The organism is Psychrobacter sp. AOP30-A2-5, assembly GCF_052378115.1.
Classification (GTDB): domain Bacteria; phylum Pseudomonadota; class Gammaproteobacteria; order Pseudomonadales; family Moraxellaceae; genus Psychrobacter.
The window spans coordinates 33,637-48,693 of the sequence record NZ_JBQSXK010000009.1; the positions used below are offsets into that span (position 1 = coordinate 33,637).

The 15,057-nt window shown below is 43.2% G+C and carries 14 protein-coding genes; 6 read left to right on the plus strand and 8 right to left on the minus strand.

Going from position 1 to position 15,057, the window contains the following annotated elements:
- Window positions 1-35: 35 nt before the first annotated feature.
- Together ACT3S4_RS08160 and ACT3S4_RS08165 are read left to right on the plus strand one after the other, a co-directional pair.
- Window positions 36-1,037, plus strand: a complete 1,002-nt coding sequence (locus tag ACT3S4_RS08160) for an LLM class flavin-dependent oxidoreductase (RefSeq protein WP_087815229.1) — start codon at window positions 36-38, stop codon at window positions 1,035-1,037.
- Between the two features lie 48 nt (window positions 1,038-1,085).
- The gene (locus tag ACT3S4_RS08165) at window positions 1,086-1,256 is read left to right on the plus strand and encodes a hypothetical protein (RefSeq protein ID WP_176393081.1); all 171 of its coding nucleotides are present in this window, start codon (window positions 1,086-1,088) and stop codon (window positions 1,254-1,256) included.
- Window positions 1,257-1,404: 148 nt separating this feature from the next.
- On the opposite strand, the gene ACT3S4_RS08170 is transcribed toward ACT3S4_RS08165, so the two are convergent.
- The 6 genes from ACT3S4_RS08170 to ispF form a co-directional block, all read right to left on the minus strand.
- Complete coding sequence (locus tag ACT3S4_RS08170) at window positions 1,405-2,436, minus strand: ornithine cyclodeaminase family protein (protein ID WP_087815227.1); 1,032 nt, start codon at window positions 2,434-2,436, stop codon at window positions 1,405-1,407.
- A gap of 61 nt (window positions 2,437-2,497) precedes the next feature.
- Complete coding sequence (locus ACT3S4_RS08175; protein WP_087815225.1) at window positions 2,498-3,457, minus strand: AEC family transporter; 960 nt, start codon at window positions 3,455-3,457, stop codon at window positions 2,498-2,500.
- A gap of 216 nt (window positions 3,458-3,673) precedes the next feature.
- A complete protein-coding gene (mnmG, locus tag ACT3S4_RS08180) occupies window positions 3,674-5,569 on the minus strand; it encodes a tRNA uridine-5-carboxymethylaminomethyl(34) synthesis enzyme MnmG (protein ID WP_087815223.1) in 1,896 nt (631 codons plus the stop codon).
- Between the two features lie 264 nt (window positions 5,570-5,833).
- Window positions 5,834-6,364 (minus strand): hypothetical protein, encoded by a 531-nt coding sequence (locus ACT3S4_RS08185; protein WP_087815221.1) that lies wholly within the window; start codon window positions 6,362-6,364, stop codon window positions 5,834-5,836.
- Between the two features lie 171 nt (window positions 6,365-6,535).
- Window positions 6,536-6,886: a Grx4 family monothiol glutaredoxin gene (gene grxD, locus ACT3S4_RS08190; protein ID WP_045446215.1), complete on the minus strand. Its 351-nt coding sequence runs from the start codon at window positions 6,884-6,886 to the stop codon at window positions 6,536-6,538.
- A 216-nt stretch (window positions 6,887-7,102) separates the two neighbouring features.
- Entirely contained in the window at window positions 7,103-7,606 is a 504-nt protein-coding gene (ispF, locus tag ACT3S4_RS08195; protein WP_045446213.1) for a 2-C-methyl-D-erythritol 2,4-cyclodiphosphate synthase, read from the minus strand.
- A gap of 260 nt (window positions 7,607-7,866) precedes the next feature.
- On the opposite strand from ispF, the gene mnmA reads away from it, so the two are divergent.
- From mnmA to purB, 3 genes are all read left to right on the plus strand, one after another.
- On the plus strand, window positions 7,867-9,093 hold the full coding sequence (mnmA, locus tag ACT3S4_RS08200; RefSeq protein WP_087815219.1) for a tRNA 2-thiouridine(34) synthase MnmA: 1,227 nt from the start codon (window positions 7,867-7,869) through the stop codon (window positions 9,091-9,093).
- 53 nt (window positions 9,094-9,146) lie between these two features.
- Window positions 9,147-11,000, plus strand: a complete 1,854-nt coding sequence (locus ACT3S4_RS08205; protein WP_087815217.1) for a hypothetical protein — start codon at window positions 9,147-9,149, stop codon at window positions 10,998-11,000.
- 149 nt (window positions 11,001-11,149) lie between these two features.
- A complete protein-coding gene (gene purB / locus ACT3S4_RS08210) occupies window positions 11,150-12,541 on the plus strand; it encodes an adenylosuccinate lyase (protein ID WP_201553726.1) in 1,392 nt (463 codons plus the stop codon).
- A 124-nt stretch (window positions 12,542-12,665) separates the two neighbouring features.
- On the opposite strand, the gene ACT3S4_RS08215 is transcribed toward purB, so the two are convergent.
- Window positions 12,666-12,860, minus strand: coding sequence for an NF038104 family lipoprotein (locus ACT3S4_RS08215; protein WP_087815212.1), 195 nt, complete (start codon window positions 12,858-12,860; stop codon window positions 12,666-12,668).
- Window positions 12,861-13,016: 156 nt separating this feature from the next.
- Here ACT3S4_RS08215 and ACT3S4_RS08220 point away from each other — a divergent pair, with 156 nt between their 5' ends.
- Window positions 13,017-14,189 (plus strand): cupin domain-containing protein, encoded by a 1,173-nt coding sequence (locus ACT3S4_RS08220; protein WP_201553725.1) that lies wholly within the window; start codon window positions 13,017-13,019, stop codon window positions 14,187-14,189.
- Window positions 14,190-14,364: 175 nt separating this feature from the next.
- Here the strand turns inward: ACT3S4_RS08220 and ACT3S4_RS08225 are convergent, their stop codons facing one another.
- A complete protein-coding gene (locus ACT3S4_RS08225) occupies window positions 14,365-15,057 on the minus strand; it encodes a 1-pyrroline-5-carboxylate dehydrogenase (RefSeq protein ID WP_045446201.1) in 693 nt (230 codons plus the stop codon).

Genomic DNA, 15,057 nt, shown 5'->3' on the forward strand with positions numbered 1-15,057 from the left:
TCGTTGAAAGGCGGCATCATAAAAATAGGTGATTTATGAGTAACGCTATTCCCTTATCCTTTTTAGACCTAGCACCCGTGCCTGAAGGTAAAACCATCGCTGAGGGCATTGCCCAAACGGTTGAGACAGCACAGCAAGCAGAAAAATTCGGCTTAAACCGTTATTGGATGGCAGAGCATCACAATATGCCGGGCATCGCCAGTGCAGCGACGTCAGTACTACTAGCGCATATCGGTAGCCAAACCAAGCATATACGTATTGGTGCTGGTGGTGTGATGCTTCCGAACCATGCACCGCTCGTCATCGCTGAGCAATTCGGCACTTTGCAGGCATTATATGGTGATCGCGTAGATTTAGGGCTGGGTCGTGCGCCGGGTACTGATGGCGCAACCTTTCAGGCACTACGCCGTCAGATGCAAGATGCTGATCGCTTTCCGCAAGACGTTCAAGAATTGATGTACTTTTTAGGGAACGGTACAGATAATAGCCCAGTACAGGCATTTCCTGGGGCAAAGTCAAACGTTCCTATCTGGATATTAGGCTCTTCTCTTTTTGGGGCTACGTTAGCGGCGCATCTAGGACTTCCTTATGTGTTTGCCTCACACTTTGCACCGCAAATGCTTGGGCAAGCGATTACAGCCTATCGTGAACAGTTCAGACCATCAGCCTATTTGGACAAGCCTTATGTCATGCTAGCAGCCAATTTACTACTCGCCGATGACGATGCTAATGCACAGTATCATTTTACCTCTGCGCAGCAAAGCTTCGTACGCTTGCGCCGTGGTGAGACAGGTCAAATGCCGAAACCTACTCACGATATGGACAGTATCTGGAGCCCTGCTGAAAAAATGATGGTGGATAGCGCATTGTCAGTGTCATTCATAGGTTCTGTAGAAACTGTGAAACCGAGACTGGCGGCATTCCTTGCTCAGTATGAGCCAGACGAGCTGATTGTGACGGCTAACGTTTACGATCAGGCAGCGCGCATGCGTTCACTGGAACTTACACCTGAGTTAAATTTATTTACTTTACAATGAAATCAGACACTTGCATAATTATTAATAAACCTTAGCTGGATGTTTGACATGGATGCAACTCCTATTATCGGTGCCTCACTGCTTATTGGCTCATCAATATTTATGTACATTGTGGCCTTTCTTGCGGTGATGGCTGTCGGTGGTTATTTGACCTACCGCACCAGCCCAAAACGTAAGCAGCGGCGCGAAGACAAACGCAATAAAGACAATTCAAATTAATAAACGCTCTAAAAATATGCTGGGGGCGTATTAATTTAACGTTTAAAGCAATATAAAAAACCCTCTTTCTTATTTAGAAAGAGGGCTTTTTTTGGCTTGCTACATAATAAAAATACAGCAATCTTTACGTACTGTTATTCAGACGGCCTTACCATTCAATTGACGAGCCAAGATTTTTTTGTGCGGCTTGTTGTGCGACATATAGAGCGACTGCTGCATCAAAACTGGCTGCACCAACCGATTTAAATAACGTAACACCATGATTAGACTTAGCGGTTTTTTCTTGTAGCGCCCCTGTGACTAGCGCTTGTAAGTCACCACTGAGGTCGTCCCATGTCCATGCACAATCGACACTATCGTGAGCTTGGATTAAATCGCCCGCTTCATGACGACTGCCAACCAAATCATCGACAACGACCATGCGACTGTTTGCAATGACATCATTGCTTATCTCTTTCATTGAAGGCTGATAGGCGCCGACTGCGTTGATGTGTGCATCAGATTTAATATGGTTGAGATCAAACAAACCTTCTGTTGCACGGGTTGCGACATTGATAACATCTGCATCACGGATAGCATCATTGATATTTTCGCAAACCGTTATAGTAACGTCCCATTGCGGATACTCACGAGTAAATTTCACTTTGAAAATCTCAGCGCCTTCCCTGCTTCTATTCCATAAATATACTGTTTTAATCTCAGGACGTACCGTCAAAACCGCATGTAATTGCTCATAAGCCATGCCACCACAACCGACCACCGCCACACTTTGACAGTCAGCGCTTGCCATATATTTGGTCGCAATGCCTGACAATGCCGCCGTACGCACTTGAGTAATATAAATCCCATCCATAATTGCCAATATCTCACCAGTATCATTGTTTGACACGGTAATAATCGCCGTTGTGGTTGGTAAATTTCGGCTCGGATTATCAGGACAAATGGTGACCAATTTTACCGCGGTATACTCATTCTTACCATCATAAATCGTCGCGGGCATTGATAAATGCGAACCTGAGCGATGAGTGTCATCTTCACTAAAAGTTTCAATGACCAAACGTTCAGGCGCTTTGATCCAGTTGGGGTGCGCTGCCTGTTGATGTAACAATGCTTCTATCGCCCCAATGGCAGATTGCATATTGAGATGTTCGGTCACGATTGCTTTGTTTAGTAATTGCAATTTGAGTACTCCTATTTATAGATTTATTATTAGAACATGTTTTATCACGCCAAAACGGCTACTACATTAATCCCAACCCGCGTAATATTGCCGCACCAATCGCCATTCCAAACATACCTACGACGGTGGTAAAAGCCAAAATATTAGCAGCTAACACATCATTGCCACCCATGGCTTTTGCCATTACATAGCTGGCGGCGGCTGTTGGTGAGGCTGCCATCAAAAACAACACACCCATATGCACACCTGATAGACCAAATCCCAATCCAATAGCGATGGCAATCAATGGCGCAACAATAATACGTCCGATACTCGCCTGCATGGACAGCCCTGAAGGGTGCAACATCGACTTCAAATCAATACTGGCACCGGCGCAAATCAATGCTAAGGGCAATGCCACCGCGGCCAGTAAATCGCCAGTCGTATGAATCACACCTGTAATAGGCGGCAGCGGTGACGCCTTATAAGCAAATGCTGCTACCAATGCGATAATCAGTGGGTTGGTAAATAGTTTTTTGATAATCATGGTACTGCGACTGAGCCAAGTATCATCCACACTTTTGGAAACACGGCTGAGAGTGATAACCGCTAAGATATTAAACAGTATCGTCACCACACCCATATAGACAGCACCGATGCTTAAGCCACGTTCTCCGTAGGCATTAGCAACCGTTGCCAGTCCAATAATAGCCATGTTACTCCGAAATATCCCTTGTACAAACACCCCTTGATCAGCCGGTTTGCTCACAAAATATTTGGCGTAAATCTCTGCACCTATAAACAAGATGAATGTCACCAGAATACCAGCCACTATCAGCGTGATTTGTTTGCTGTAATCGACATCACTATCAACGACGCTAAAAAAAAGCAAACAGGGTAAACAGTAATTAAAGACAAAGCTCGATGCTTGGTCAATAAAAGTCTGGCTCGCCTCACCGCGTCTCTGCATAAAAAAACCCAACCACATTAAGGCAAGGTTGGGCAAGACAATGGTAATAGCAAAGACAATAGCATCAATCATAAATAGGCTCAGTTCGTTGACAAGCCCATCATGATATGGACATCAGCGAGATAAATTAACAAGTAATCATTAAGTTTTATAACCTAGTATAGAGACAAAATAGCAAGTAAGACAAGCGCCTGCTCTATTTTCTTTTAACAGCGGCTGTATTTTTAACAAACAAAAGCCCATAACGATATATCGCTATGGGCTTTTGTTATACTAGTTATACTACTATTACGAATCTAGCGCGGCCTTCGCTTTTTTATGTTTCTTCACTGTCATAGCTAATAATTGAACGGCTGCAGGCGTCACACCGCTCACGCGTCCTGCTTGAGCAAGCGTCGCAGGACGTATTTGCGTCAATTTCTGTACAATTTCATTCGATAATCCCGATACCACGCTATAATCAAAGTCCAGTGGTAGCGCTGTATTTTCTAGGCGTTTCATCTGATCAATGTCTTCTTGCTGACGATCAATATAGCCTGCGTATTTGACAGAAATCTCTATCTGCTCGCCTACTTGTGTATCGACCTGCGAATCAGTGATGGCAGCGATATCAGCAAAATGAATCTGCGGACGCTTGAGCAAATCAAAAGCAGTTGATTCTTTTGACAGCACCTCGCCCGTTTGCTCTGTGACTTTTTTGCCCAACGTATTAGCAGGGGTTGCCCACATATCTTTGAGACGTGAGGTCTCCGTTGTGATCGCCTCCATTTTTTCTTGATACGCTTGCCAGCGCACATCATCTACTAGACCAAGCTTGCGACCCGTCTCAGTTAGGCGTTGATCTGCATTGTCTTCACGTAATAGTAGACGATATTCTGCGCGGCTCGTAAACATACGATATGGCTCAGTCGTACCATGGGTAATCAAATCATCAACGAGCACGCCAAGATAGGCTTCATCACGGCGCGGTGTCCACGTTTCAAACTCACTATTATTAGTAGTAACCAATGCCGCATTGGTACCTGCTAGCAAACCCTGTACACCAGCTTCTTCGTAGCCAGTCGTACCATTGATTTGCCCAGCGAAGTAAAGACGATCGATAGATTTGGTCTCAAGCGTTGGTTTCAAATTTTGCGGATCAAAATAATCATACTCAATCGCGTAGCCTGGACGGGTGATATGCGCGTTTTCTAAGCCTTTCATACTATGAATAAACTCTAACTGCACATCAAACGGCAAACTTGTTGATATACCATTTGGATATAGCTCATGTGTCGTCAAACCTTCTGGCTCGATAAATATCTGATGGCTGTCTTTATCTGCAAAGCGATGAATCTTGTCTTCAATTGACGGACAATAACGTGGACCCACACCTTCGATTTTGCCAGAGAACATCGGCGAACGGTCTAAATTTTCACGGATGATGTCATGGGTGCGCGCATTGGTATGGGTGATGTAGCAATTGACCTGCTCTGGATGCATCGACACATCACCCATATAACTCATGACTGGCAGTGGCGTATCGCCCGGCTGTACGGTCATCACACTAAAATCAACGCTACGTGCATCAATACGTGCTGGCGTACCTGTCTTTAGACGACCGACTGGCAGCTTAAGCTCACGTAAACGATCAGCCAACTTGATAGAAGGTTGATCCCCTGCACGACCACCTTTTGAGCTTTCGAGACCAATATGAATCACCCCGCCCAAGAACGTTCCTGAAGTCAGTACCACCGTTTGCGTATTAAAGATAATACCCGTTGCAGTAACCACTGCCGTCGCACGACCATTTTCAACTAAGATATCATCAGCTGCTTGCTGGAATATATCAAGATTTGGCTGATTTTCAAGCGTATGGCGAATGGCGGCTTTATATAAAATACGATCTGCTTGCGCACGCGTAGCACGAACGGCAGCACCTTTACGACTGTTAAGCACACGAAACTGAATGCCTGACTTATCCGTTGCCAATGCCATTGCACCGCCAAGCGCATCAATCTCACGTACCAGATGGGATTTGCCGATACCACCAATTGCAGGGTTACAACTCATCTGCCCGAGCGTCTCAATATTATGTGTCAACAGCAAGGTCTGCGCGCCCATACGTGCGGCTGCCAAAGCAGCTTCTGTGCCAGCATGACCACCACCGATCACTACCACGTCGTAATTTTTTGGGTATTGCATATACGCCTCACTTGACTCATAACGCTGCTTTTAGCCAAAAACTATCATTACCAGAATTTTATGGCTAAATAGCATGGTCATCAGCAAATAAACGTCAGTCGGATTTAAAAAGTTAACGACTTGGAAAAGCCGCTAGATATTGGATTGCTAACCCATCATTATAACAATTTTTTGATGCTTAAAAAACGCCGCAGTAGAAACTATTTACATTAAGTGTTAAGCATCATTTTTAAACTTAGTAACTAGTAACTTAATAATTAGCGCCTAGTTACCAGGGCTCAGCGGTACGATTTGATCTGATTGACCACTGCTCAGCATATGCTGACTGCCATAACCTTCTGGATTGATCTGCAAATAAGCATTCATCAAGCCAATAGCATCGCCATCATTACTCGCCAAAATTTGCTCTTTAATCATGTCCACTGGCGGTAGCAGCAAGTTTTTTAGCAATGCCAAACGCTGCTGGTTATTACCTTTATTAACGACCATCTCGATAAGTTGACGCGCATCGATAGGTAAATCTGGCGTATTCTGTGCCAATAATGCCAAATGATAAGCGCCCGCAGAATCTTGATCCGCAACGATACGCTGCTCAATCGCAATATAAGTGGCTTCTGTTGCGCCGCCTGCCACGCTAAGCTGATGAATACATTTCAGGGCTGAATGTGGCTCATTGCCAGCAATTTCAATGATGCGCGTGGATTCATTTTTTAAATGCTCACGGCGTTTCTCTATGGTCGCTTGCTCAGCAGATACCGGTTCAGGTGTTTGTTGTTCTATTAGTTGATTGCTCATAATACTCTCTCATTATTTATGTTTTTATAATGCTTGCTGTTGAGCCATATATGGGGTCAATACTGACAAAAACAATAAAAGCCCGAGCGCCCATCTAAGGACTGGCTCGAGCTTTTATTGTTAAAACTTATCAGCTTGATAATAAAAAAGCTTAGATAAGTGTTTTCAGCATTATGCAGCAGGGCTGTTTGCTTCAACCAATGGCTTAAGCTCGCCTGATTGATACATTTGCAAAATAATGTCTGATCCGCCCATCAATTCGCCGTCAATCCACAACTGTGGAAAAGTCGGCCAATTAGCCACTTTAGGTAACGTCGCACGGATTTCTGGGTTTTCTAAAATATTTACAAACGCAAATGGACGACCGATTTGAGTAAGAACTTCAATCGATTTAGCAGAAAAACCGCACTGCGGAAATTGCGGCGTGCCTTTCATATAAATAATAACTTTATTGTCACGGATTTGATCACGGATCAATTGTTCAACGTCGTTTGCAGCAGTATTTGGGGTTTGTTCACTCATAAAAGCTCCTATTGATAAAGCGGTTCATTGAAAACAGTGATTGATATTACAAAATGATTGAGAAAAGAGATGGCTGATACATGGGGCAAGCGCCACGGTATTACAAGTACAACTCTATAGACTATATATATAAAATCTACATAGATAAAATCTGCGCGCAACTGACCCAGTCAATATGACTCGGAGTGCTCAAACAGCGATGACACCCGATCCAAGCTATCTAGATTCGACAACATTAGGCACTAATAATACCACGGCATTGGCCATAATGCCCTCTTGCCGACCTGTAAAGCCTAACTTTTCAGTGGTGGTGGCTTTAACGCTGATATTATTGACCGCAGTCTGCAAATCACTGGCAATATTATCACGCATGGCTTGGCTGTGCGGTGCCAGCTTTGGACGCTCACACATCACAGTGATATCAGCGTTGCCTAGACTATAACCAGCCTCTTGCACTTTACTGTAGACATAACGTAGCAGCACCCGCGAGTCCAACCCTGCATGGGCAGCATCTGTATCAGGGAAATGCTGACCGATATCGCCAAGCGCCAATGCACCAAGCAGTGCATCAGCAAGCGCATGCAGCACCACATCTCCATCAGAGTGTGCAAGCAAGCTGTGCGTGTGTTCAATAGGCACACCTGCTAGCACCACATATTGCTGCTGCTGACCATTATTGTGAAAAGCGTGAACGTCGATACCTTGACCAATTTTTATCATTATTATTCCAAGATGAGTGAAACGTGATTAAAATAATTCAAAACCACTATCTAAATTTCTAAAGCGATTTTACCAATGCCTAGACACCATCGGTCGCCACCAGTTTCAATTAACTGGTATAATATGACGTTTATTTTATCATAATACCAGATCCAAAAGATAAGCTGACGTCGTTCTGCTGAGACTACCTATTGTAGCAATGGCATAATTTTTGGCGTCAATATCTATTTTGGAGAACGTACAAATAGTTGAGCCGCTTTATGTCAGCCATACAAGATACCTCAAGCATAGCCGTTTCCGAGTCTTTTACGACTCATCGTCCATTAACACTTGCCGATATCGAAAATCCTAGCGCCAAGCACGTGATTGTCGGTATGTCAGGTGGCGTTGATTCTTCTGTATCAGCCGTTTTACTTCAACAAGCAGGCTTTAAAGTCGAAGGTCTGTTTATGAAGAACTGGGAAGAAGATGACGGCACCGAATACTGTACGGCAATGGACGACCTAGCGGACGCACAAGCGGTATGTGACAAAATCGGTATGAAGCTACACACAGCCAATTTTGCCATGGAATATTGGGATCGGGTTTTTGAGCATTTTTTGGCCGAATACAAAGCGGGTCGTACGCCCAACCCAGATATTTTGTGCAACAAAGAAATCAAGTTCAAAGCATTTTTAGACTATGCTTTGACGTTGGGCGCAGATTATATCGCCACCGGTCACTACACGCGCCGTAGTATGAACTATACGAATGCTAATGGCACTGAGGTTGCGCAGCTATTACGCGGGCTTGATAACAATAAAGACCAAAGTTACTTTTTACATGCGGTTGGCGGCGATAAAATCGCTAAGACACTGTTCCCAGTCGGTGAGCTTGAAAAACCAGTGGTTCGTCAAATCGCTGAAGAACATGATCTTATTACTGCCAATAAAAAGGATTCAACGGGTATTTGCTTTATTGGTGAGCGCCGCTTTAAAGACTTTTTACAACAGTACTTGCCGGCACAAAAAGGCGATATCGTCACTGACGATGGTCACATTATCGGTCAACACGATGGTTTAATGTATTATACGTTAGGTCAGCGCGGTGGTATTGGCATTGGCGGTGTCAAAGATCGCCCAGAAGAGCCTTGGTTCGTATTGGCAAAAGACTTGGACAACAACCGTTTGATCGTTGGACAAGGTCATGAGCATCCCATGATGCTGAGTAATGAGCTGCAAGCTTATAAGCTCGATTGGGTCGATGGTTTACCGCCTGCAGATATATTTACCGATGAAGGTTTACGTTGTATGGCAAAATCGCGCTACCGTCAGCCAGACCAAGCGTGCCGAGTGTTTTCTGTTGATGATAAAGGTTTAGAAGTACGAGTGATATTTGATGCGCCGCAACGGGCAGTGACGCCAGGTCAATCAGCAGTATTTTATATCGATGAGGTTTGTTTGGGCGGCGGTGTCATTGCCTCTATTGACGCGCCTTGCGGGATTTGACATCTCATTTAACATTAATTAATACAATGATTTGTCTTTTTTTAGGATACTGAATGACCGCTCGCCTTTTCGCCTTGCTGAATATCTCATTTTCTTGTTCGATATGGGTAAAGAGAGGTCTTACGCTTACTTTCATTGCTGCGTCATTTAGTGCACAGTCAGCACCATCAGAGCTGGGTAGTATTACGGTTACCAGCTCTAATGCTTCGACTGGTACTGCTTCTGGCACCTATATCGCAGCAGGTTCTGGTGCTACTGGTCGTTTTACTTTAGTGCGCAATGAAAATATTGGTTATAACAGTAATGCTGAGATAACACCGTCTAGTGGTACGCGTACCAATGGTATTGAGATCAGGAATGATTCTAATACTAGTATTGATAGAGATAAATTTGAGTACACTTTCACTATTACGCCTAATGATAACGCCTCTATACATACCATAAAAATTGGTCAAGCCAGCTATTCAATGGGTGGTAACTCAGAAATTGCACGTCAAACGTTAAGTTTTACCCAAAATAGTCAAATTAGTCTACCTGTGCAAGCCACTATCAAAAACAACCCAGATGTCCCCTATTACTATAATGCAATGGGTGATTATTTTATGGGGACCAAACTTAATGCGACTCAATTGAATTCACAAAATGCTGTGTTCAACCCGCAGCTGCGTACCGATAGCTCAAATGTGAATGGTAGTGGTTTATATTATTATAATATTACTAATCTAGCGGGTGCTACTGGTAGCCAAAATCCATATAGCCCTACTTTAACTAACAATCTAGTCGCCCTTAGCTCAAATAACGGGGTTTTACCACCGACGCCAACTTTTGAAAATATTATTAAAAGTATCAATAATGGCAGCACGTATTCTGCACTCTCATCTAATACGGCTATTTCCAATGGTGGTACTTATGTCAGTTATGGCATTGAAAATAGTCAAAGCAATTACGTTGTCGCGGTAAGAAATGCGAACGCTGTGACTTTGACCTATGAAGGTATTATGAATGGTAATATCGGCATTGCGCGTAACGTAGTCGGTGAAACTTTTAATGAATGGATCAGCTTTGGGGTAGAAAGTGAACCATTGAATTACGTCTTTTCAGGCACTGTATTCAATGATAATGGCGGTATAAACGATAGCGACATCAATGTCAAAAAAGATAACGCTACGATAGACAGCGGTATATATAACAATACCAACTTCTTCAATGGTACTTTTGACTCTGCTGAAAGTGGTATTGCAGGTAGCACAGTCAAGCTGGTTGACTGTACAACCAATGCTCCTTTTGAAACTATCAATATTCCTACTAATATTGTCGGTAAATATGAGATTAAAATACCTATCGCTTCTCTAACTGGCAAAAGTACTGTCTGCCTGATTGAAGAAAATAGTGGTAGCACTTATCCCATTCGTACTACTAATGAAAAAACTGTTATTTCCTTAACTACTAACAAGTATAACTATGAAAATAATAACTTTGGCAGAGTGATTGATAAGAACACAGCTTTAGTCCTTGAAAAAGAACAAGCACTTAACGATTGCAAAATCTCCTCATTGTTACCAAATCTAGAAAACAAGCTTGCCTATAGTCAAGCCGCCCTATCTGAAGTAACTCCAGGACAATGTATTGCTTACAAAATCACTGCGACCAATCGAGCCAACCTTAGTATCAATCACTTTGTTCTACAAGATGTCTTGCAAGAAAAAAATGTGAATCGCGCGATAGTGACATCAAAACTTGCGAATCCAATTCATCAAGCAAGCGAATATGCCGCAGACAGTGTCGTTATCGGCAATAACGGTACTGTTAAAACGGTAACCTCAATTTTAGATCCAAGGACAAAACGTAGTTTTTACTTTAATACTAAGTATGGCACGACATACTCTAATACACCCGATGCCCCTTAATAATGGCGTTATATGCATATTTTGATTTTATCAACGGCTACATTTGCTACACTACCCGTATTTTTTTGACCACAGTCTTATATGATGTGTTCATTTGTGTGATTTCACAGTTTTCATCACTTTTACTTTTTTAATTTAAAGGCATTATTATGAACTTACTTACCGCACTCTCCCCAATCGATGGTCGTTACGCCTCCAAAGCTGACAGCTTGCGTCCTTATTTATCTGAATTTGGTCTCATTAAAGCCCGCGTCACTGTCGAGATTCGCTGGTTACAGTCATTGGCTGATAACAGCGCTATTGGTGAATTGGCAGCATTTGATACCGATACCAATGCCTTTTTAAACAGTATCGTTGATGACTTTAGTGAAGCAGATGCCCAAGCTATCAAAGACATCGAAGCGACGACCAATCATGATGTAAAAGCCGTTGAGTACTTTATCAAAGACAAGTTCCGTGGTCAGGCAGCACTTGAAGATTCATTAGAATTTATTCATTTTGCGTGTACTAGTGAAGATATCAACAACTTGTCTTATGCATTAATGCTAAAAGACAGCCGCGAGATTGTGGTTGCTAAAATGCAAGAAGTGACTGATAGCATCGTTGATTTAGCGATTACCCATGCTGACCAACCCATGCTATCACGTACTCATGGTCAAACCGCTAGCCCAACGACGCTAGGCAAAGAAATGGCAAACGTCGCTTATCGCTTAGCCCGTCAAATCAAACAAGTCGGTCAAGTAGAGCTATTAGGTAAAATCAATGGCGCGGTTGGTAACTATAACGCTCATTACGCCTCATACCCTGACGTCGATTGGCAAGCACATGCAGAACGTTTCATCGATGAAAGTCTTGAGCTGACTTTTAACCCTTATACCACGCAAATTGAGCCGCATGATTATATCGCCGAGCTATTTGATGCTGTCAAACGTTTTAATACCATCCTAATCGATTTTAACCGTGATATTTGGCAATATATTAGCTTAGGCTATTTTAAACAGCGCCTAAAAGATGGTGAAGTTGGTTCTTCTACCATGCCGCACAAAGTGAACCCGATTGATTTTGAAAACTCAGAAGGTAACTTGGGCGTTGCTAATGCCATGCTGGCTCATTTGGGTGAAAAACTGCCAATTTCACGTATGCAGCGTGATTTATCAGACTCTACCGTACTTCGTAATATCGGTGTTGGTCTGGCACAAAGCATGATTGCTTATGATGCTTGTTTAAAAGGTGTCAGCAAACTTGAATTGAATGCCCAGCGCTTAAACGACGATTTGGATAATGCACAAGAAGTATTGGCAGAGCCGATTCAAACGGTTATGCGTCGCTACCGTGTTGAAAACCCATATGAGAAGCTTAAAGCTCTGACTCGTGGTAATGCGATGACTCGCGAAGCCATGCTGACATTCGTTGAAAGTGATGAGCTATCTGCGGTGAGCGATGCGGATAAAGCGCGCCTACGTGAGATGACGCCAGCCACTTATATCGGTAATGCGGCGGAGCAAGCGCGCACGATTAAAGAGTGGATTGCTAAGATTTAACTGGCAACAAACTTATCTTTATAAAATGTAAAAAAGATATAAATGAGCTCATTTATATCTTTTTTCAAAAAACCTTACTCTAAACACTATGATTTTTTTAAATACATAGTTAATGGGTGAGGTTTTATTCTTTATCGTCTTCATCTTTTTTATCACTGCTATCACCCGGTATGATGGCTTTGGTCACAGCAACAGTACCTTTGACGACGCCTTTAGTAGTTTTGTAGGCGACTTTTACAGGTACAGTGACGATTTTATGCACACAAGCTTGCAGCATAAATATACTGGCGATGATGACGATAAATTGTAATTTTTTCATAAATTTCCTACGGATAATGAGAGGCATTGATGGCTATAATTTCACCATCAGCTAGACGCTAATCATAAACCAATACATGTCAGCTATAAAGCACTGTTCTAGTTTTATATTCTGTCTACCTTGATATCCTTTCTACTTAAACACACGGATCTACCCATGACTTCTATACCGCTTTGTTTACCCGACTCTATCACGCCTGAGCAATTTTTAAGCGAATACTGGCAAAAAAAGCCACTCTTAATTAAACAAGGCTTACCACAGCTAATTGGCATGTTTGAACCTGACGACATGCTTGGTCTAGCACTAGAAGAAGATGCCGCAGTGCGCCTGCTGACTCAAGCAGCAAGTAAAAAAGAAGGTCAGGCGCAGTGGCAACTCAAAAAAAGCCCATTGACTGAAACTGATTTCGATAACTTACCTGAGCAATGGACTGTACTGGTGCAGAATATGGAACAGTGGTCGCCTGAGCTTGGTCAATTGTGGCAAGCCTTTGACTTTATTCCACAATGGCAACGTGATGACATCATGGTTTCTTATGCGCCAAAAGGTGGTTCAGTCGGCAAACACTATGATGATTATGATGTGTTTTTAGCGCAAGGGTTTGGGTCTAGACGTTGGCAACTGGGCAAATTCTGTGATAAAAATACCGAGTTTGTCGCTGATGAGCCGATTCGCCTCTTTGATGATATGGGTGAGATTATTTTTGATGAGATATTAGAAGCGGGTGACGTGCTTTACGTACCGCCGAAGCTGTCACATTTTGGTGTGGCACAAGACGATTGCTTAACCTTTTCATTTGGCTGCCGTCGTCCTAACTTGATGCAAATCATCGACAGCTTGGCTGATATCGCCACCAACGATAGCGATTTATTTATCCCAATGCTGCTGCCACAAGCGCTGCAAGCGTCAGGTGAATTGCAAGCGAGCAGCATCAATGCGATCAAAGATCAGCTATTACAAATGCTACAGTCTGAGCGTGGTAGTGATATCATTCGTCAAGCAGTTTCTGAAGTCGTCAGCAAACGCCAGTATGATGCGCTGATGCCAGAGGATACATTAGATACAGATGAGCTCATGCAAGCTCTAGCAGAAGGTGCTACCTTGCAAGCGGATTATAGCAATCGTTTGTTATACACCCAGGCGGATAATGACATCGTTTTATATGCCAATGGGCAACGCATTGACGGGCTTGACGAGACCGCAGTAGCGGTATTGGTGCGTTTGGCTAATGGCGAACACCTAAATAGTCAAGATGTCGCCGATGTTGACTCAGACGATTTGAGCGAATGGCTAGAGAACGGCTGGGTGTGGATTGATATTGCTGAATAATATCTATTAATCAGACATTAATCAAATAACGTAAATAAAAAAAACCGCTATCCGACAATTACTCAGATAGCGGTTTTTTCTTATAAATCGTATTCGGTATTTATAGCTATACCAAACACTGCTTCGCACTTATCAAAACGGATATAAGAGCGAAGTGGGTTTGTAATTAATACGGTTATTCTGTACCAAGTTCAAGCAAGCTAGCATTACCACCGATCGCTGTGGTATTGATTGTTTTGACGCGCTCAGTGACAAAACGATGCAAATAATCAGGCGTTAGCATCTCTGACAAGCCTTCCATATCAGTGACGCTGATGACTTGCGTTAAGATACCGTCTGTATTGGCAAGCTCTTGACTGATAGTCTGTACTTCGCTTCGATTGCCAGAGACTGCAACCTGTGCCAGACGATCGATATATAAAAGCGTGACGGTTTGCGAGTCATTCGCCACACTCAATACATCTTCGCTGATACCTGTATCATATAGTATCTTGGCAGCTTCATTGCACATCTCATCTTGGCTTGGGCAATGCAGGATGACTTCATTACCTGTCAATAGTGCGGCTACCAGCTGTCCTAATACTGCCATGGCTCTAGCAGATTCACCACCAATAACCATGGTCTTACCACGACCAGTGACATATAGATCGTTGGACTCACCAGTTGCACCAGTCATGCGATGCACCTCATCCAAGCTAGGCGCGGCGCTCAATAGATGATTGAACAAACGCTTTGCTTTATTGGCGTCACCAGTCAGCAGCGCCAACTTTGGAATAGCCGCTTGTAGATATGTTGCGCGATTCACTGCGCCAAGTAATCGCCAAGATTCACAAACCTGGGCATGATTTTTTTTGAATTCAGTCGCCAT

Excerpts from the sequence above, each read along its gene's own strand:
- ACT3S4_RS08160 (WP_087815229.1), top strand. The coding sequence starts at position 36 with ATGAGTAACGCTATTCCCTTATCCTTTTTAGACCTAGCACCCGTGCCT.
- ACT3S4_RS08165 (WP_176393081.1), top strand. The coding sequence starts at position 1,086 with ATGGATGCAACTCCTATTATCGGTGCCTCACTGCTTATTGGCTCATCA.
- ACT3S4_RS08175 (WP_087815225.1), bottom strand. The coding sequence starts at position 3,457 with ATGATTGATGCTATTGTCTTTGCTATTACCATTGTCTTGCCCAACCTT.
- mnmG (WP_087815223.1), bottom strand. The coding sequence starts at position 5,569 with ATGCAATACCCAAAAAATTACGACGTGGTAGTGATCGGTGGTGGTCAT.
- ACT3S4_RS08185 (WP_087815221.1), bottom strand. The coding sequence starts at position 6,364 with ATGAGCAATCAACTAATAGAACAACAAACACCTGAACCGGTATCTGCT.
- grxD (WP_045446215.1), bottom strand. The coding sequence starts at position 6,886 with ATGAGTGAACAAACCCCAAATACTGCTGCAAACGACGTTGAACAATTG.
- ispF (WP_045446213.1), bottom strand. The coding sequence starts at position 7,606 with ATGATAAAAATTGGTCAAGGTATCGACGTTCACGCTTTTCACAATAAT.
- mnmA (WP_087815219.1), top strand. The coding sequence starts at position 7,867 with ATGTCAGCCATACAAGATACCTCAAGCATAGCCGTTTCCGAGTCTTTT.
- ACT3S4_RS08205 (WP_087815217.1), top strand. The coding sequence starts at position 9,147 with ATGACCGCTCGCCTTTTCGCCTTGCTGAATATCTCATTTTCTTGTTCG.
- purB (WP_201553726.1), top strand. The coding sequence starts at position 11,150 with ATGAACTTACTTACCGCACTCTCCCCAATCGATGGTCGTTACGCCTCC.
- ACT3S4_RS08215 (WP_087815212.1), bottom strand. The coding sequence starts at position 12,860 with ATGAAAAAATTACAATTTATCGTCATCATCGCCAGTATATTTATGCTG.
- ACT3S4_RS08220 (WP_201553725.1), top strand. The coding sequence starts at position 13,017 with ATGACTTCTATACCGCTTTGTTTACCCGACTCTATCACGCCTGAGCAA.
- ACT3S4_RS08225 (WP_045446201.1), bottom strand. The coding sequence starts at position 15,057 with ATGGCGACTGAATTCAAAAAAAATCATGCCCAGGTTTGTGAATCTTGG.